Origin of the sequence: Mycobacterium kiyosense, from assembly GCA_021654635.1 — a bacterium.
Taxonomy (GTDB): Bacteria; Actinomycetota; Actinomycetes; order Mycobacteriales; family Mycobacteriaceae; genus Mycobacterium; species Mycobacterium kiyosense.
In genome coordinates this window covers 3,787,132-3,803,107 of the sequence record AP025179.1, presented here as the reverse complement: position 1 = coordinate 3,803,107, position 15,976 = coordinate 3,787,132, and the positions used below count along the sequence as shown (strand labels likewise).

17 protein-coding genes and 3 pseudogenes are annotated in these 15,976 nt (G+C 69.7%); 15 read left to right on the top strand and 5 right to left on the bottom strand.

Going from position 1 to position 15,976, the window contains the following annotated elements; translation table 11 throughout:
• The first annotated feature begins 328 nt into the window (after positions 1-328).
• From pcaH to L6444_RS17715, 4 genes are all read left to right on the top strand, one after another.
• Positions 329-1,099: a protocatechuate 3,4-dioxygenase subunit beta gene (gene pcaH / locus L6444_RS17730; RefSeq protein ID WP_236976239.1), complete on the top strand. Its 771-nt coding sequence runs from the start codon at positions 329-331 to the stop codon at positions 1,097-1,099.
• Complete coding sequence (pcaG, locus tag L6444_RS17725; RefSeq protein ID WP_236984228.1) at positions 1,086-1,655, top strand: protocatechuate 3,4-dioxygenase subunit alpha; 570 nt, start codon at positions 1,086-1,088, stop codon at positions 1,653-1,655. Before pcaH ends, pcaG begins: the two co-directional genes overlap by 14 nt.
• Entirely contained in the window at positions 1,652-2,863 is a 1,212-nt protein-coding gene (locus tag L6444_RS17720; RefSeq protein ID WP_236976233.1) for a lyase family protein, read from the top strand. Before pcaG ends, L6444_RS17720 begins: the two co-directional genes overlap by 4 nt.
• A gap of 129 nt (positions 2,864-2,992) precedes the next feature.
• Complete coding sequence (locus L6444_RS17715) at positions 2,993-3,475, top strand: hemerythrin domain-containing protein (RefSeq protein ID WP_236976231.1); 483 nt, start codon at positions 2,993-2,995, stop codon at positions 3,473-3,475.
• On the opposite strand, the gene L6444_RS17710 is transcribed toward L6444_RS17715, so the two are convergent.
• Complete coding sequence (locus L6444_RS17710) at positions 3,462-4,043, bottom strand: phosphoribosyltransferase (RefSeq protein ID WP_236976227.1); 582 nt, start codon at positions 4,041-4,043, stop codon at positions 3,462-3,464. The genes L6444_RS17715 and L6444_RS17710 overlap by 14 nt on opposite strands.
• Positions 4,044-4,240: 197 nt before the next feature.
• Entirely contained in the window at positions 4,241-5,356 is a 1,116-nt protein-coding gene (locus L6444_RS17705; protein WP_236976225.1) for an Rv2629 family ribosome hibernation factor, read from the bottom strand.
• 205 nt (positions 5,357-5,561) lie between these two features.
• On the opposite strand from L6444_RS17705, the gene L6444_RS17700 reads away from it, so the two are divergent.
• Positions 5,562-6,110, top strand: a complete 549-nt coding sequence (locus L6444_RS17700) for an SRPBCC family protein (RefSeq protein ID WP_236984226.1) — start codon at positions 5,562-5,564, stop codon at positions 6,108-6,110.
• A gap of 2 nt (positions 6,111-6,112) precedes the next feature.
• Positions 6,113-7,270, top strand: a complete 1,158-nt coding sequence (locus L6444_RS17695) for a site-2 protease family protein (RefSeq protein WP_236976222.1) — start codon at positions 6,113-6,115, stop codon at positions 7,268-7,270.
• On the opposite strand, the gene L6444_RS17690 is transcribed toward L6444_RS17695, so the two are convergent.
• Both L6444_RS17690 and L6444_RS17685 read right to left on the bottom strand, forming a co-directional pair.
• Complete coding sequence (locus tag L6444_RS17690) at positions 7,232-8,032, bottom strand: class I SAM-dependent methyltransferase (RefSeq protein WP_236976220.1); 801 nt, start codon at positions 8,030-8,032, stop codon at positions 7,232-7,234. The two genes, L6444_RS17695 and L6444_RS17690, sit on opposite strands and share 39 nt — an antisense overlap.
• Positions 8,032-8,244 carry a hypothetical protein gene (locus L6444_RS17685; RefSeq protein WP_236976218.1) on the bottom strand — a complete coding sequence of 71 codons (213 nt, stop codon included), beginning with the start codon at positions 8,242-8,244 and terminating at the stop codon, positions 8,032-8,034. Before L6444_RS17685 ends, L6444_RS17690 begins: the two co-directional genes overlap by 1 nt.
• 103 nt (positions 8,245-8,347) lie before the next feature.
• On the opposite strand from L6444_RS17685, the pseudogene fdxA reads away from it, so the two are divergent.
• The 6 genes and pseudogenes from fdxA to L6444_RS17655 all read left to right on the top strand — a co-directional run.
• Positions 8,348-8,691, top strand: a pseudogene (gene fdxA, locus L6444_RS17680) (ferredoxin); the annotation flags it as partial.
• A gap of 12 nt (positions 8,692-8,703) precedes the next feature.
• Positions 8,704-9,363 carry a helix-turn-helix transcriptional regulator gene (locus L6444_RS17675; RefSeq protein WP_236984225.1) on the top strand — a complete coding sequence of 220 codons (660 nt, stop codon included), beginning with the start codon at positions 8,704-8,706 and terminating at the stop codon, positions 9,361-9,363.
• Entirely contained in the window at positions 9,360-9,785 is a 426-nt protein-coding gene (locus tag L6444_RS17670) for a hypothetical protein (protein ID WP_236976216.1), read from the top strand. Before L6444_RS17675 ends, L6444_RS17670 begins: the two co-directional genes overlap by 4 nt.
• 12 nt (positions 9,786-9,797) lie before the next feature.
• On the top strand, positions 9,798-10,145 hold the full coding sequence (locus L6444_RS17665) for a cupin domain-containing protein (protein WP_236976214.1): 348 nt from the start codon (positions 9,798-9,800) through the stop codon (positions 10,143-10,145).
• 6 nt (positions 10,146-10,151) lie between these two features.
• The gene (locus L6444_RS17660) at positions 10,152-11,024 is read left to right on the top strand and encodes an NAD(P)H-dependent flavin oxidoreductase (protein ID WP_236976212.1); all 873 of its coding nucleotides are present in this window, start codon (positions 10,152-10,154) and stop codon (positions 11,022-11,024) included.
• A 101-nt stretch (positions 11,025-11,125) separates the two neighbouring features.
• Positions 11,126-12,370, top strand: a complete 1,245-nt coding sequence (locus tag L6444_RS17655) for an alpha/beta hydrolase family protein (RefSeq protein ID WP_236976210.1) — start codon at positions 11,126-11,128, stop codon at positions 12,368-12,370.
• Between the two features lie 3 nt (positions 12,371-12,373).
• Here the strand turns inward: L6444_RS17655 and L6444_RS17650 are convergent, their stop codons facing one another.
• Positions 12,374-12,877 carry a DUF1990 family protein gene (locus L6444_RS17650; protein WP_236976209.1) on the bottom strand — a complete coding sequence of 168 codons (504 nt, stop codon included), beginning with the start codon at positions 12,875-12,877 and terminating at the stop codon, positions 12,374-12,376.
• A gap of 32 nt (positions 12,878-12,909) precedes the next feature.
• Here L6444_RS17650 and L6444_RS17645 point away from each other — a divergent pair, with 32 nt between their 5' ends.
• The 3 genes and pseudogenes from L6444_RS17645 to L6444_RS30705 all read left to right on the top strand — a co-directional run.
• Positions 12,910-13,767: an aldo/keto reductase gene (locus L6444_RS17645; protein WP_236976208.1), complete on the top strand. Its 858-nt coding sequence runs from the start codon at positions 12,910-12,912 to the stop codon at positions 13,765-13,767.
• Between the two features lie 41 nt (positions 13,768-13,808).
• Positions 13,809-14,431 (top strand): annotated as a pseudogene (locus L6444_RS17640) (PaaI family thioesterase).
• Between the two features lie 215 nt (positions 14,432-14,646).
• A pseudogene (locus tag L6444_RS30705) lies at positions 14,647-15,951 on the top strand (PE family protein); the annotation flags it as partial.
• Between the last annotated feature and the right edge of the window lie 25 nt (positions 15,952-15,976).

Genomic DNA, 15,976 nt, shown 5'->3' with positions numbered 1-15,976 from the left:
CGGCAGCGGCCATTCGGCGCAGTCGCTACCGAATGCGGATAATTCCGGTCGCAATCCGTACAAACAGCCCCCGGATGCGCGGAAGCAGTCAACGCAGTCACCACACTGTTGTTGTGTGACAAGGGCTTCAGCGCCTCGGCGGGGTCGGCGTGCAGGCCGCCGACGGCCGCTGCGGTGCGGGGCGGGCGACGGGTCGCAGCGGATTGCGGGGAGCTGCCGAGTCGGTTTCGCCGGCGTGGGCCTGAGATCTTTGCCACGCCGATTGAGCGCGGCGCGCGCAGGACGGCCTGCCGCGAAGCGAGATCCGGCCCGAGTAGCGTCACGCTTCGTGAACGCCGCACCGCAGCGCGTCGCTTCGCAAGCCGACATCAGCGCGGAGATCGCTGCCGCCGAACTACTGGCCGCCCAGCAGGAGCGCGGGCGCGTGCCGCAAACTCAGCCGCGGCTGGATTACCCGCCCTACCGCAGCAGCGTGCTGCGACACCCGGACCACCCCCTGCTCGTCGTCGATCCCGACGAAATCGAACGCTGTGCACCGTGCTTCGGCCACCAGGACATCGACCCCCTCGACGCCGACCTGACCGCCGGGCACCCGGGTGAACCGATCGGGGAGCGCCTCATCGTCACCGGACGGGTACTCGACTCAGCCGGCCGTCCGGTGGTGGGTCAGCTGGTCGAGATCTGGCAGGCCAACGCCGCGGGCCGATACCGTCACCAGCGCGACCAGCACCCGGCCCCGCTGGACCCGAACTTCACCGGCGCCGGCCGGTGCCTGACCGGACCCGACGGCTCCTACCGATTCAAGACCGTCAAACCCGGCCCCTACCCGTGGCGCAACCATCACAACGCCTGGCGACCCGCCCACATCCACTTCTCGGTTTTCGGCACCGCCTTCACCCAACGACTGGTGACCCAGATGTACTTTCCCGGCGACCCGCTGGCCGGCCTGGACCCGATCCTCTCGTCGGTCGTCGATCCCGTTGCGCGGCAACGGCTTATCGCGCGCTACGACCACGACGTGACCGAGCCCGAATATGCCACGGGCTACCGGTGGGACATCGTGCTGGGTCGCGGGGACGCCCATGATGCCCAGGAATGAGTGCACGCCGGGCCAGACGGTAGGTCCGTTCTTCGGCATCGGACTGCCGTTCCCGCGCGACAGCGAACTGGTGTGCGCGGAGTTTCCCGGCGCGGTCGAGCTGCGCGGGACGGTCTTCGACGGCGCAGGCGTCGCGGTGCCCGATGCGCTCGTGGAGCTTTGGCAGCCGGACAGTGCCGGCCGCATCCCGCGGGCTTCGGGGTCGCTGCGCCGCGACGGTTGGACATTCACCGGTTGGGGCCGCGCGGCAACCGACGGCGAAGGCCGGTACGCGTTCAGCACGGTAGTTCCCGGCCCGACGGCCGCCGGACGGTCGCCGTATTTCGCCGTTACCGTGTTCGCTCGGGGGCTGCTGCATCGGCTGTTCACCCGCGCCTACCTGCCCGGCGCGACTCCGGACACCGACCCGGTGTTGTCCGCCGTGCCCCCGCAGCGCCGCACCGGCTTGCTGTGCATCGACGAAAGCTGTTCGGGGCGAACGATATTCCGTTTCGACATTCATCTACAGGGGCCGGACGAAACGGTGTTCCTGGCCTACTGCGACGAGTCGCGATGACCAATCTGCTGTGGCCCGGCGACGAGCGTGCCGGCGAGCTCATGACCGATCCGGCGCTGCTTCGGGCGATGGTGGCGGTCGAGTCCGCCTGGCTCGGCGCCCTGGTCCAAGCCGGGCTGGCTCCGGTCGGCAGGACCGACCTGGGCGAGCTACTGGCGGAGGACGACACCGAGCCGTTGGCACGCGGCGCCGAAGCCGGCGGAAACCCGGTGCTCGACCTGGTTGCCCTGCTGCGGCGACGCGCCAACCCCGCGCTGGCCCCGTACCTACACCGCGGCCTCACCAGTCAGGACGTGCTGGACACCGCGATCATGCTGGCGCTCAGTGCCGTCGCACAACAAGTCAAAGCGCAACTCGCCGAACAGATCTCAGCGCTCTCGGCACTGGCCGGCGCGCACCGGGCCACGCCGATGGTGGCGCGCACCCTGACCCAGCAGGCGGCGCCCACCACGTTCGGCGTCAAGGTCGCGGGCTGGCTGGACGGGATCGTCGACGCCTACACCAGGCTGCGGACGCTCGCCACCCCGGCCCAGTTCGGCGGCGCCGTCGGAACCTACGCCGCCACCGTCGAACTGGTGACACTGCGCACCGGGACCGCAGATCCCGCGGTGAGCGCCGAACACGTAGCGCGCAGCGCAGCAACCGCTTTGGGCTTGGACTTCCGTGCACCGTGGCACACCAACCGCGCGCCCATCACCGCGTTCGGCGATGCGCTGGTCGCGTGCACCGACAGCTGGGGACGCGTCGCCTCCGACGTGGTCACGCTGGCCCGCCCGGAGATCGGGGAGCTGAGCGAACCCGCGGGGCGCGGCGGATCGTCGTCGATGCCGCACAAACACAACCCGGTGCTCGCCATCCTGATTCGGCGTGCCGCGATCGCGGCGCCGCCGCTGGCCGCCACCCTGCACACCGCCGCCGCGCTGGCCAACGACGAACGCCCCGACGGCGCCTGGCATGCGGAATGGGACACACTGCGCACCCTGGCACGCCGCACGGTGGTCGCCGGTTCGCAATGCAGTGAACTGGTGGCCGGCCTGGTTGTGCACACCGATGCGATGGCCGAGAACCTGGCCGGGGCCGACGTTCTCGGCGAGCAACGGGCCATCGCCGAGTTGACCGGCGAGCCGCCGTCGTCCAGTTATCTCGGCGCGGCCGGCAGACTGACCGAAGCGAGCCTGCAGCGGGCCCGGCGGACGCTGGACGGGTGAACCACGCACAGGAGTCTTTTCGGATATTCACAGCTAGCAAACCTTCCCAGCCACGCTCGGAACCGGAACCCTGACACGGGGGTCGAACTGCGGAGGGGCTTGCCTTCACAGGCAGGTAAGGAGCGGCCGATGAATGCCTACGACGTGCTCAGAGAGCACCACGCCATGCTCAAAGCACTGGGCCGCAAGGTCAGCGCTGCGCCGTTGACCAGCCCCGAGCGGCACGAACTGTTCGACGAGATACTGCTCGAACTCGACATCCACTTCCGCATCGAGGACGAGCTCTACTACCCGGCGCTGTCCGCGGCGGGCGAATGGATCGCGATAGCCCACAAGCACCGCCAGGTGGTCGACCAGCTGGGCCGGCTGATGCGCACCCCGCAGTCCGCCCCGGGTCATCTGGAAGCGTGGGCAGCCTTCGTCACGGTCCTGGAAGCCCACGCCGACGGTGAGGAACGCGACATGATTCCGGCCCCGCCGCCGGTGCGGATCAGCGACGCCGACCTCGAGGCACTGGGCGACAAGATGGCCGCGCACATGACGGCGTTACGCGGCTCGGCTCTCTACGAACTTCGCACCAGGGGAAAGATCGAACTGCTCAGGGCGATGTAGCCGCGCGCTCACAGCCCGGTTCGTCTGCGTCAGAAGCGAATCCGTTGCCGGCGCGATCCAGCAGCGCGGCCACGTCGTCGTCGGTGACAGGGGCGAAGTCGCGGTAACCCTGGGCGACCGCGAAGTGCGGAACCGGCGGCTGAGCCCAGACCACCTCGTCGGCGTACTCGGCCAGCTGGTCGGCGACCTCGGCGGCCACGATCGGAACCGCCAGGACCACCGTGCGAGCCCCTTGGGCCCGTGCCACCTGGCAGGCCGCCTGCGCGGTTGCTCCGGTCGCGACGCCGTCGTCGACGATCAGCGCGACGCGTCCCTTCAGCGAAATCCGCCCGTGGCTCCCACGGAACCGCTGCCCCTGCCGGATCAGGTCCTCCCATTCCCGGTTTTCCACGTCGTCCATCTCGCGATACGTCAGACCGGCCCGCTGGATGACGGCGTCGTTGTTGATCCGCACCCCCCGTTCCCCGACCGCGCCGAAGGCAAGGTCGGGGTGGCCGGGGACCGCGAGCCGTCGCGCCAGGAGCACGTCGAACGGCAACCGCAACTCGCGTGCCACTTCGAAGGCCACCGCGACCCCGCCCCGCGGGTAGCCCCAGCACCACCGCGTCTTCGTCGCGCAAGTGGCTCAGTAGGGGCGCGAGCCGACGCCCGGCCTCGGCGCGATCGGCGTATCGCTGCATGACTTCAGTGTGGGTTCTGCGCGGAGTCGCGGCTAGGGGCGGAAGCCACTTCTTGCGGTGACGAACATCCCGTATCCGGTAGCCGTCACCGGCGGGCCAGCGTGTCGACCGCGGGATAGCGCAGCAGCGCGGCGACGCCGTCCGCGGGTTGCATCCGCTCGTCCGTGCGCACTACGTCGGCCCCCACTGCGATTGCGGCGAACGGGAGTGCCTCGTCCGCCCGTACCACGCCCTCGACGGCTTCGCCCAGCTCCGACAAGGTGTCGGCATCCGGTGCGAGCGTGGTGCGCTCCCGACCGCGGACCACCGTGGCGTCACCCAGCGCCCCGACGATCAGGGTCTGCACGTCTTGGTCCCGCAGTGCCGCGCACACCGCAGCCAGCCCGTCGGTGGCCAAGCCGGCGGGCCCGATGCCGGCTTGGAATCGCTCGGCGACAGCGCTTAGCTCGGCATCTCTCAACCGGGCGAACTCGCCGGCGGTCAACTCACGGATCTCCTGGGTGTCGAAGTGATCCCGTCGCGCGCCGGCATGCAACTGCGACACACGCCTGGCGACGCGTTGCGGAAGCGCCGAAACGACGTCGCTGCGCGAGCGCACCTCCCCGGAGACGAACACCACCTCGGGGTCGGCTTCGTCAAACAGGTGGGTGAGGTGGTCGGCGACGGCGCGGCAGTTCATCCGCACCGCCTCCTCGGTGGTGTGCTGCAGGTCCCCGTAGCCTTTCCAGCCCGCGCTGGAGGGCCGGTGGACCGGATATCCGCCACCGTCGATGCTCGCCGACGTGACCGTCTCGCCCTTGCAGAGCGCGACGTCGGCGCCGTTGCGGTCGACCGCGGCGAACACGTAGGTCGGGCGGCGCATCTCCAGTTCGATCAGCGGCAGCAGATACGGGTATTCCGAAAACCGCACCTCGATCGACGGGGGCGGACTGAGCAGTTGCTCGTTGACCAACACCCGGTCGGCCGTTGCCACGATCGCCCGCCCGCGCCGGCCGACCGGCGGCCGCGCGTTGCGCACCGCATCACCGACTTTGCCGATGAGTTCGGCTGCGGCGCCCAGTCTTTCCAGTTCCGCGCGAATGTCGTGCCACTTCACCTCGAGTTGCTCGGCGGAATCCGACGCGTCCCGTGAATCGTCGAAATATATTGAGGCGTAAGGACCGTCCGCCTTAACCAACCAGCGCAATCGCTCTACTCGCATTGCTGTTCCTCCTGCTCCCGTGGTCTCAAACTCATCAGATATCGGGCGCGCGGGCGCGGGTAGGGACCAAAGTCCCACCCGCGTCGGCATTGGTCAGCGGCCGGCCGGCACCCTGGCGAGATCGGTTGCAGCCAAGGACCATCGACCCTGTCGCGGTGCACCCGGGCCCGCCCATACTGAGGTCGTGGCGATAAAGAGAGGACCGATGCGGGTCGGGGCGGCATTGGCGTTGCTGTATGCGGCGCGCCGGTACTACCTCAACTGGGGCACTACCAAGGCCGAGGCGCAGGCCAGGATGCCCGGCGACGAGCTGGTGGCAGATCCTGCCGTACAGACGACCGAGGCGATCAGTATCGACGTACCGGCAGCGCAAGTATGGCCCTGGCTCATTCCGGAGCAGGTGAATCCCGACTGGCCGCACCTGGAGGTCGGGGACGTCATCCAGGTGACGCCCGAGGGCTGGCTGGGGATCGACGGCGGGGTGAAACTGACCGTCGCGAAGATTGTGCCGGAGGAATGCCTGGTACTCACGGCCGGCCGGACCGACCGCACCGGGGTGTGGTCGATGCACCTGCAGCCGCACTGGGAGGACAGCGTCCGGTTGCTGGTGCGGGTGCGGCTCGCGCTGCGTCACCCCGGCGAGGTGGCCGCGCTGGAGTTGGCCCGCCCGGCGATCGCGCTGGGCACCCGCCGGCTGCTGCGCGGCATCAAAGAACGGGCCGAACGGGCCGCGATGACGCACGAGGACGGCTGACCGTGCACGATGAGATTCCGCTGGGACGGGTAGCCGGGTTCCAGGTGAAGGTCCACTGGAGCGTGTTGGTTGTCTTGTGGCTGTTCACCTGGAGTCTCGCCACGACACTGCCGGGCACCGTCAAAGGTTATGCGCACCTGGTCTATTGGATCGCCGGCGGATGTGGCGCGGTGGTGTTGCTGGCCTCGCTGCTGGGTCACGAGCTGGCGCACGCTGTCGTCGCGCGCCGGTGCGGGGTGGCTGTCGGGGGCGTGACGCTCTGGTTGTTCGGGGGAGTGACCACGCTGAGCGGCGAAGCGAAAACCCCCAAGGACGACTTCCGGATCGCCTTCGCGGGCCCGGCCACCAGCCTGCTGCTGTCGGCCACCTTCGGAATGCTGGCCGTCGGCGCGGCCGGCATAAGGGTTGCCTCCGTGGTGGTCGCGGTGCTGTGGTGGCTCGCCGTGGTCAACCTGTTGCTGGGCCTGTTCAACCTGCTGCCCGGCGCGCCGCTGGACGGCGGCCGCCTGGTTCGGGCCCTGTTGTGGCGCCGCCACGGTGATCTGGCGCGGGCGGGGATCGGGGCGGCGCGGGCCGGACGGATGCTCGCCTTCGTCTTGATCACCTTGGGACTGGCCGAGTTTTTGGTAGGGGGCATGATCGGGGGCGTCTGGCTCGCGTTCATCGGCTGGTTCATCTTCTCGGCCGCGCGCGACGAGGAGAACCGGATCTCGACCCGGCAACTCTTCGCCGGGGTGCGCGTCGGCGACGCGATGACGGCGCAGCCACACACCGCGCCCGCCTGGATATCCGTCGAGGACTTCATCGAGCACTATGTGCTGGGCGATCGCCACTCGGCTTATCCGGTGATCAATCGGGACGGAGCGATCGTCGGGCTGGTCACCTTGGCGCAGCTGCGCGAGGTCGCGCCCGACCGGCGTGCCGGCACCATGGTCGGCGACATCGCGCTCGCCCTGGCCGAGGTGCCCACCGCGGCGCCCGGGGAACCGTTGACCGACTTGCTGGCGCGGATGGCGCCGGTCGGCCGGCGCAGCCGGGCACTGGTGCTCGACAACGGCGCCGTGGTGGGGATCCTCACGCCCAGCGACATCGTGCGATTGCACGACGTCTACCGGCTGGCTTCAGCGCGGCTTGTGAGCGACGATCGCGACCGCGGTTAGGCGTTCGCGGTGCTTGCGAAACGTGTTGCGCATCATCAGGACTCGCTTACGCGCCTCGGGCTGGGTCAGTACGTTTTTGGCGAAGCGCAGGGCACCGAGCAGGCCCTCGTCGGAAACGATGCGCCGCGGCTGCAGTAGTGCCATCGGCGCGGTGGCGACGTTGTCGACCACCAGCCCGTGCCCGGCCAGCAGTTGCGACCACTCGGCGATGGTCAGCGGCCGCGCGTTGACCTTGATGGCGCGGGCCAGTGACTGGCGCACCTCGGTGCTGATCTCCTCGGGCACGTCGTCAGGTGTCAACGCGAGTTCGTGGATCGCGTAGCGTCCGCCGGGCCGCAGCACCCGCGCGGCCTCGGCCACGATGGCGTGCTTGGCCGAATCGCCTTGCATGGTCAGCATTGCCTCGCCGACGACCACGTCGGCACTGGCGTCGGGCAATCCGGTTTCGGCGGCGTCGGTGACCCGGACTTCCCCTTTCCCCCCGAGGACGCCGCGAACGTGGCTGGCGGCATCGGGGTCGCCTTCGGCGCCGACGTAGGACTTCGGGTTGCGGGCGACGATCTCGGCTGCGGTGCGGCCCAGGCCGGGCGCTAGTTCGAGCACGTCGGCGCCGGCGATATCGGCGCGGGCCAGCAGCGTGCGGGTGAGCTCGACCCCGCCGGGCCGCAGTACCCGCTTGCCGAGCCGGGCCAGCAGCCAGTGCCCTTGCACGTGTTCGTCGTCGCGTTGCGAAGAGGGAAGCCGGTTTTCCTTCTCGGTCATCAGGCTGCCCGCCGGGCCGGTGGCCGAAGCACGAGCGCCTGGCGGCGGTGCACGGTGAGGCGACGCAGTCCCTTGGGGCCGGCGTTGCATTGTCGACGGGAACGACGTGGCAGCCAGAGCAATGCGCCAGGGTGCATGTCGATGATGCCCTCCTCGGTTGAAGGCCGCCCGTTGCCGGACAGCACCTGGATCAATACGTCGAGATCCCGCATGCGTGTCGATTCTGCCTTCCGGTGGCGACGCGATGACATCGGCATCCAGGCCGTTGGCGCGGACCCTGCGTATTTACAACACATATTGTGTAAACTCTAGCGGATGGCCTACATGATCGGGAAACCCTGCATCGACGTGCTGGACCGAGGCTGCGTCGAAGAGTGTCCGGTCGATTGCATCTACGAAGAGGGCCGGGCGCCCTACATCCATCCCGAATGATGATGGACTGCGACGCCTGCGAACCGGTGTGTCCGGTGGAGGCGATCCACCACGAAGACCACCTGCCTGATGACCTGCACCCTCATCTGGCGGACAATGAAGCGTTCTGCAACGAAACCCTGCCCGGTCGCGACGCGCCGCTGGGTTCGCCGCGTGGCGCCGCCAAGGTCGGTCCGCTCGGTGTGGACGCGCCGTTGGTCGCCAGCCGACCCAAGGCTGACAAGTCGCGAAGGGGCGCAGTGCCAGTGAGTGAGAAAGCCGGACCGGGCGAGGACGCCGGCCGCCGCCGTGCGGTATTGCGGGTACTGCGCGCGTCGCCAAACCCGTTGAGCATCCTGAACATCGCCGAGGAGTTGGGTGTGCATCCCAACACCGTGCGCTTTCACCTCGAAAGCCTGGTGCGCGACGGCCAGGTGCAGCAGGTCCAGCCTGCGCGACGCGGCCCGGGCCGCCCGCCGCTGATGTTCGCCGCGGTGCGGCAGATGGACCGCGGCGGGACGCGGCACTACCGGCTGCTCGCTGAGATCCTCACCAACGGGATTGCCGCAGAAGAGGATTCGAGTGGGCGGGCGCTGGCCGCAGGACGTGAGTGGGGCAAGCGGCTCGAAGCGCCCCCCGTCACCAGCGTGGCGGACTCGATCGATCATCTGGTCGATCTGCTGGACGGGCTGGGCTTCGCGCCCGAGCGCAGGGAAGCCGAAGGCAAGACGCAGGTGGGCTTGCGGCACTGCCCGTTCCTGGAGCTCGCCGAAACCCGGTCCACCGTGGTGTGTCCGGTTCACCTGGGGCTCATGCGCGGGGCACTCGAGACCTGGGCGGCGCCGGTGACCGTCGAGCGGCTCGAGGCGTTCGTCGAACCGGATCTGTGCCTGGCCCATCTGCAGGGGGTGCCGGCGTGAGCGCCGCGCAAGCCGTCGAAACCGCGGTCACCTTCGTGTGGCTGGGCATGGTGCTGGCCATCTCTTTCGTGGAAGCCCCGCTGAAGTTCCGGGCGCCCAACGTGACGCTGCAGATCGGGTTGGGCATCGGACGCCTGGTCTTTCGTGCCCTCAACACCATCGAGGTCGGCTTCGCCCTGGTGCTGTTGGCCTATCTGGTCGCCGGGCCGACGCCGGGGCGAATCCTGGTGGCATACGCGACGGCCGGTGTCGCGCTGGCCATTCAGCTGGTCGCGGTGCGGCCCCGGTTGACGCGCCGCTCGGATCAGGTGCTGGCCGGCGCGGCGGGACCCCGGTCGCGCGCTCACTACGTCTACGTCGCATTCGAGTTGGTCAAAGTGGTTGCATTGCTGGTGGCGGGCATACTGCTGCTGAGCCTTTGAAAGGACGCACCGATGGAATCCATTTCGTTGAACAGCCTGGCATCCGAGAAATTGGCTGAGGCGGGCAAGTCGCACAGCGGCCGGGCCGCCCACACCATTCACGGCGGACACACCCACGAACTGCGCCAGACGGTGCTGGCCCTGCTCGCCGGGCACGAACTCGCCGAGCACGACAGCCCGGGCGAGGCGACACTGCAGGTGTTGCAGGGCCACGTGCGCCTCACCGCCGGCGACGACGCCTGGGACGGAAGGTCGGGCGATTACGTAGCGATCCCGCCGGTTCGGCACGCGCTGCTGGCCGTGCAGGATTCGGTGGTGATGTTGACGGTGCTGAAGTCCCAGCCGGGCGCGTCGCACTAGTCGAGGATGCTCGCCACAGCCTGGTCGCGCGACTTCGGCCTGCGGGTACCGATCGTCAACGCCCCGATGGGCGGCGTAGCCGGCGGGCGGCTGGCCGCCGCGGTCACCGCAGCCGGTGGACTGGGCATGATCGGGATGGGCAGCACCGCCACCAGGGCGGCGCTTGCCCGCGAGATGCGTTTTGTCAGTGGGCGATTCGGGATCGGGCTGGTCGACTGGGTGATGCGCGACCAGCCCGGGCTGCTCGACGACGCGGTGGCCGCAGGACCGGCCCTGTTATCGGTCAGCTTCGGCACCGACTGGTCCTGGGTCGGGCCGGCCCATGCGGCCGGAATCGCTACTGCGACACAGGTTTACGACGTGACCGGGGCCCGAAGGGCGACCGACGCCGGGGTCGACATCCTGGTGGCCCGGGGCGCCGAGGGCGGGGGCCACGGCGAGATGCGACTGGGCACACTGCCGTTGCTGGACGCGGTGCTCGACCAGGTGAGCGTGCCGGTACTGGCCGGGGGCGCGATCGCCTCGCCCCGCAGTCTGGCCGCTGTGCTGGCGGCCGGCGCCGCCGGGGCCTGGGTGGGCACTCGGCTGGCGGCCTGCCCGGAGGCGCTGACCGCCGATTCGGGCCGCGCGGCACTGATCGGGGCGGCCGGCACCGATACTCGCGTCACCCGGGACTTCGACATCGCTGCCGGACTGCCCTGGCCGGAGCGGTTTCCGGCCCGGGTGCTGGCCGACTCGGTGGCGGCGAACGACTCGCGGACCGCGCCGGTGGACGCGGGACAAGGCGTGGGGATGATTCGCGAAGCGGCACCGGCGGGCAAAGTCATCGAGGAGATGTGCGCGGCTGCAGAGAGTTTGCTGGCCGGTTGGTGCCCCTAACACGGGGGACGTGATCCACGCCCCATTCACGGGCTTGAAGTGACCAAAATCCGGGTCCTCGTCCCACCGGCGCGAGCCTGCGCGGTGTTAGCGTCGGAGCTATGACAGTAGCCGGTGAACAACGTCGTACCCGCGGCCGCAAGGTGCGTCGGGCCATCGGCGAGGTGGCACGGCCGTTTGCCCACACCGGTCGCTACCTGTCCAGTTCGTGGCGCGACTACCGCAACTCCGGCGCCGACTCCGACGCCCTCGATGTCCCCGACCTGCCGATCGCACGGCCTACGATTGCGTTGGCGGCGCAAGCATTTCGCGACGAGGTGGTGTTGGCGGGTCTGAAGGTGCGCCGCCCGGTCAGCCGACCCGCCGCCTTCCGGCGCATCAACGACGAGGTGGTCGAGGCGCTCGAGTTCTACCGAACCAGAGGGTGGCTGGAGGAGCCCAAGGGTTATTTCGTTGAGCCGCCAGCGCTTACGGACGTGCAGGTCAAGGATGGACGGGACTGCCAGCGGCTGTCGTTCGACAGCGGCTACGCGCCGCATCCCGGCGAACCCGGCGCCGAACGGTGGCTGGGCTACACCGCGTTGCGGCGCGAATACGCAGTGCTGCTACGCCATCCCGAGCCGCGGCCCTGGCTGATCTGCGTGCACGGCACCGAAATGGGCCGCCCGGGAATCGATCTCAGGATTTTCCGGGCCCGCAAGCTGCACGAAGAGCTCGGCTTGAACGTGGTGCTGCCGGTGCTGCCCATGCACGGCCGGCGGGCCCGCGGGTTGCCCAAGGGCGCGGTGTTCCCGGGTGAAGACGTGATGGACGACGTGCATGCCACCGCACAAGCCGTCTGGGACATCCGGCGTTTGCTGACTTGGGTGCGTGCCCAGGAGCCCGAGTCGCCGATCGGGCTGAACAGCATGTCGCTGGGTGGCTACATCGCCGCGTTGGTGGCCAGCCTGGACAGCGGGTTGACCAGTGCAATTCTCGGGGTGCCGGTGGCCAACCTCGTCGAGTTGCTGAGCCGCCATTCGGGTTTGCGCGCCGGCGATCCGCGCCGCGACACGATGAAGCTGGCCGAGCCCATCGGCGAGATGATGTCACCGCTCTCGCTCACCCCGCTGGTGCCGATGCGGGGGCGCTTCGTCTACGCCGGAGTCGCCGATCAGGTGGTCAACCCGCGCGAGCAGGTGATCCGGCTGTGGGAGCACTGGGGCAAACCCGAGATCTACTGGTATCGCGGCGGACACGCCGGCTTCATCCGGTCACGCCCGGTGCAGGTGTTCATCCAGGACGCGCTGCAGCAGTCGGGCCTGCTCGACGGGTACCCCCCGCTCACTCAGCGCCCGGCGTCCTAACTGTCACACGCCGCGCAGATACCGCTTGGCGATCACCCGCTGGGCCACCGCGACGAACGGCTTGCCGAGCCTGCTCCACCAGGTCGCCGGGCGGGAGAAGGCTGACACCTGCGCGTACACCGCGGTGGTGTCCGGGTCGTAGCAAACCACGAAGCGTTCCTCGCCCGATTCCGGGTGACCGGGCAGGGTGCCGTAGGCGAACCCGCGAATGTCGGGTTCCTCGACCACGTAGACCACCCGGCACGGCGCCCGCAGCACGCCCAGCACCGTCACCACCACCACCGAGGAGACGCAGACCGTCTCGGTGCTGGCCTGCACCCGCAACCCGGCGCCGCGCTGCATGCCCCAGTGCATGAGGGACTTGGCAGCCTGTTCGAAACGATCCCGTCCCGTCCCGATCTGGGCCGACACGTCGAGGTGGCCGTACCCCGCGGGCAGTTGGCCGGCAGCCGTCGCACCCACCTCCGGATAGGTCAGTTGCTGCTCGGCGAGCGTGTGCAGGTCCACCAAGTCAGCTTGCCACGCGTACGGTCGGGAACGTGACCGCCCAAGCTTCCGGGACATTCACCCTCGGCAACGACCTGACCGTCAACCGGCTCGGCTTCGGCGCGATGCGCCTGACCGGCGACGGGGTGTGGGGCCCGCCCGCCGACCGCGACGAATGCGTGCGCGTGCTGCGGCGCGCGGTCGAACTCGGGGTGAACTTCATCGACACCGCGGACTCCTACGGCCCCTACGTGTCCGAGGAGATCATCCGCGAGGCGCTGCATCCCTACCCCGACCTGGTGATCGCCACCAAGGCCGGCCTGCTGCGCACCGGGCCGAATGTCTGGGTGCCACTGGGCAATCCGAGCTACCTGCGCCAGGAATGCGAGATGAGCCTGCGCCGGTTGGCCGTCGACACCATCGACCTGTTCCAGCTGCACCGCATCGACGCGAATGTCCCGTTGGCCGACCAGCTGGGGGAGCTCGTCGCCCTGCAGAACGAGGGCAAGATCCGCCACATCGGTCTCTCCGAGATCGACGTCGACCAACTCGAGGCCGCCCGCCAGATCGCCCCGATCGTGTCCGTGCAGAACATGTACAACGTGACCAGCCGCAAGGCCGAGCCGCTGGTGGACGCCGCGACCACCCAGAACATCGGGTTCATCCCGTGGTTCCCGCTGGCCGGCGGACCGCTGGCGGCGCCGGGCGGCCCGCTGCAGCAGGTCGCCGCCGCGCACGACGCGACGCCGTCGCAGGTGGCGCTGGCATGGCTGCTCAAGCGGTCACCGGTGATGCTGCCCATCCCGGGAACCTCGAAGGTGGCGCACCTGGAGGAGAACGTCGCCGCCGCCGACATCGAGCTGTCCGACGAGGAGTTCGAGACGCTGTCGGTGGCCGGCGCGGCCCAGTAGCCCGGCGGCTCACCCTGGGGCACACCGCATACGGTGTCCTGATGGCAGCCGCAGATCAGCGACACCCCGGCGGGGCTTCAACCCGCCCGAGCCCACCCACAAGGGCGGCCCCGACTACGGCCGATTCATCGACGCGGTGCGCAGACTGCAGGACCACGCCCGCGCCGTGGACGCGCCCGACGAGGTCATCAGCCAGGCAGCCGACCGGCTCGAGGAACTCTCGGCGCTGCTGGCTCCCTACGACGCCGACGAGTGGCACTCGCCGTCAGGGCGGCGGATGGACCTGCCGATGCGTGGCAACCTGCTGACGGTGCCGATGGAGGCCCGCAAGACCGCGGACGGCCGGATCGAGGGCTGGGCCCGGTTTTCGCGGTTTCATCTGGGCCGCAACGGCGCCGTGCACGGCGGTTCGCTGGGCATGTTGTTCGACAGTGTGCTCGGCCTGACCGGCGCGTGGCTGTCCGGCAGCCGCCGGCAGCGCACCGCCTACCTCAAGATCGACTACCGCAATATCGTGCCGATCGAAAAAGAGCTGCAATTCGAGGCGGGCATCGACCGCGACGAGGGCCGCAAGATCTTCGTGTCCGGCCGGCTGCGCGACGGTGACACGCTGCTGACCGAAGCCGACGCGCTGTTCGTGCGGCTCAAGCCCGGACAGCCCTGAGCATTCCGACGAGCGGCCGCAGAATGCCGTCGAAAGCGGGCCGCGAGCGTGCATATGGGGACGCTGGCGGCTTGCGTGCCGTGCGGGGGTGCCCGGGTCTGCCGGTTCAGCTAAGAAATCGGTAATTTGCCCGATTTCCCCGGCCCGGCCGTCGTTCGACGATAGGAGCGAAGGGCAGCCGTGGGGGCCGCCGCGATTCGGGCGAGGTCGGGCAAATGTCTTTTCTATCGGTGACGCCGCAGTTGGTGGCGACGGCTGAAACGGACCTGGCGGGTATCGGGACGCGGCTGGGTGAGGCCAACGCCGCGGCGGTGACCCAGACGACGGGGTTGTTGGCTGCGGGTACCGACGAGGTGTCGGCCGCGGTCGCGTCGCTGTTTTCCGGATATGGACAGGCCTACCAGGGGCTCAGTTCCCAGGTGGCCGCCTTTCACGACCGGTTCGCGCAGTTGCTGGGTGCGGCCGGCGGGGCATATGCGCAGGCGGAGGCCGCCGGTGCTGATCCGTTGCAGCTGGTGGAGAACGTGATCAACGCGCCCACCCAGGCGCTGCTGGGGCGACCGCTGATCGGCGACGGCGCCAACGGCACCGCGGGAACCGGCGCCAACGGCGGTGCCGGCGGGATCCTGGTCGGCAACGGCGGCGCCGGCGGATCGGGCGCGCTGGGACAGGCCGGCGGTAACGGCGGCGCGGCGGGGCTGTTCGGTAACGGCGGGCCGGGCGGGCTGGGCGGCGCCGGTGCGGCCGGCGGCACCGGCGGCAGCGGCGGCTGGCTGTTCGGCAACGGCGGGGTCGGCGGCCAGGGCGGCGCCGGGGTGTCGGGGATCAACGGGGTATCGCCGGGCACGGCGGCAGCGGCGGCAACGCCATCCTGTTCGGCACCGGCGGCGCGGGCGGGCCGGGCGGCACCGGCATGATCGGCGCCAACGGCGTCAACTCCGAGGTCAGCGCTGTCGCCGCCACACTCGGAGCAAATGGTGTGTACGGAACCACGAGCCTCGCCGGTGCCACCGCAACCGGGGAACCGGCGGACCCGGCGCCGACGCGGGACTTGCCGCCACCGGCGGCACGGGCGGAACCGGCGGGTTCGCGCTGGCGGCCGGGGGTGGTGACGGGACGGCTCTGGGCGGTAATGGCGGTCCCGGCGGTGCCGGTGGAAACGGGGGCACCGGCGGTTTAGGCGGCACCGCTCAATTCGTCGGCATCGCTTCGGGCGCCGCGTATGCAGGCGCCGGCGGCACTGGTGCCCTCGGATCAGCGCCCGGCGGGGCGGGTGGCTGGGGCGGACCTGGTGGTACGGCCTACTTCGGTCAGTTCGCGTACGGGGAGCCGGTGGCGGCGGCGGTACCGGCGGCACGGGGGCGGCCGGAAGCGCCGGCGGTATCGGAGGTGCAGGGGGAGCCGGCGGCCACGGTGGTCTGCTGGTCGGCGACGGAGGTGCCGGTGGTGCCGGTGGCACCGGCGGCTTGGGTGGTACCGGTGCCGGCGGCGGTCAGGGCGGTGCCGGCGGTGGCGGGGGACTCGGTGACCAGGGCTCCTTCCGGT

Bases quoted from the DNA above. Each gene is read 5' to 3' on its own strand.
- pcaG (WP_236984228.1), top strand. From the start codon at position 1,086: ATGCCCAGGAATGAGTGCACGCCGGGCCAGACGGTAGGTCCGTTCTTC.
- L6444_RS17705 (WP_236976225.1), bottom strand. From the start codon at position 5,356: ATGCGAGTAGAGCGATTGCGCTGGTTGGTTAAGGCGGACGGTCCTTAC.
- L6444_RS17690 (WP_236976220.1), bottom strand. From the start codon at position 8,032: ATGACCGAGAAGGAAAACCGGCTTCCCTCTTCGCAACGCGACGACGAA.
- L6444_RS17720 (WP_236976233.1), top strand. From the start codon at position 1,652: ATGACCAATCTGCTGTGGCCCGGCGACGAGCGTGCCGGCGAGCTCATG.
- L6444_RS17700 (WP_236984226.1), top strand. From the start codon at position 5,562: ATGCGGGTCGGGGCGGCATTGGCGTTGCTGTATGCGGCGCGCCGGTAC.
- L6444_RS17655 (WP_236976210.1), top strand. From the start codon at position 11,126: ATGACAGTAGCCGGTGAACAACGTCGTACCCGCGGCCGCAAGGTGCGT.
- L6444_RS17715 (WP_236976231.1), top strand. From the start codon at position 2,993: ATGAATGCCTACGACGTGCTCAGAGAGCACCACGCCATGCTCAAAGCA.
- L6444_RS17665 (WP_236976214.1), top strand. From the start codon at position 9,798: ATGGAATCCATTTCGTTGAACAGCCTGGCATCCGAGAAATTGGCTGAG.
- L6444_RS17685 (WP_236976218.1), bottom strand. From the start codon at position 8,244: ATGCGGGATCTCGACGTATTGATCCAGGTGCTGTCCGGCAACGGGCGG.
- L6444_RS17660 (WP_236976212.1), top strand. From the start codon at position 10,152: ATGCTCGCCACAGCCTGGTCGCGCGACTTCGGCCTGCGGGTACCGATC.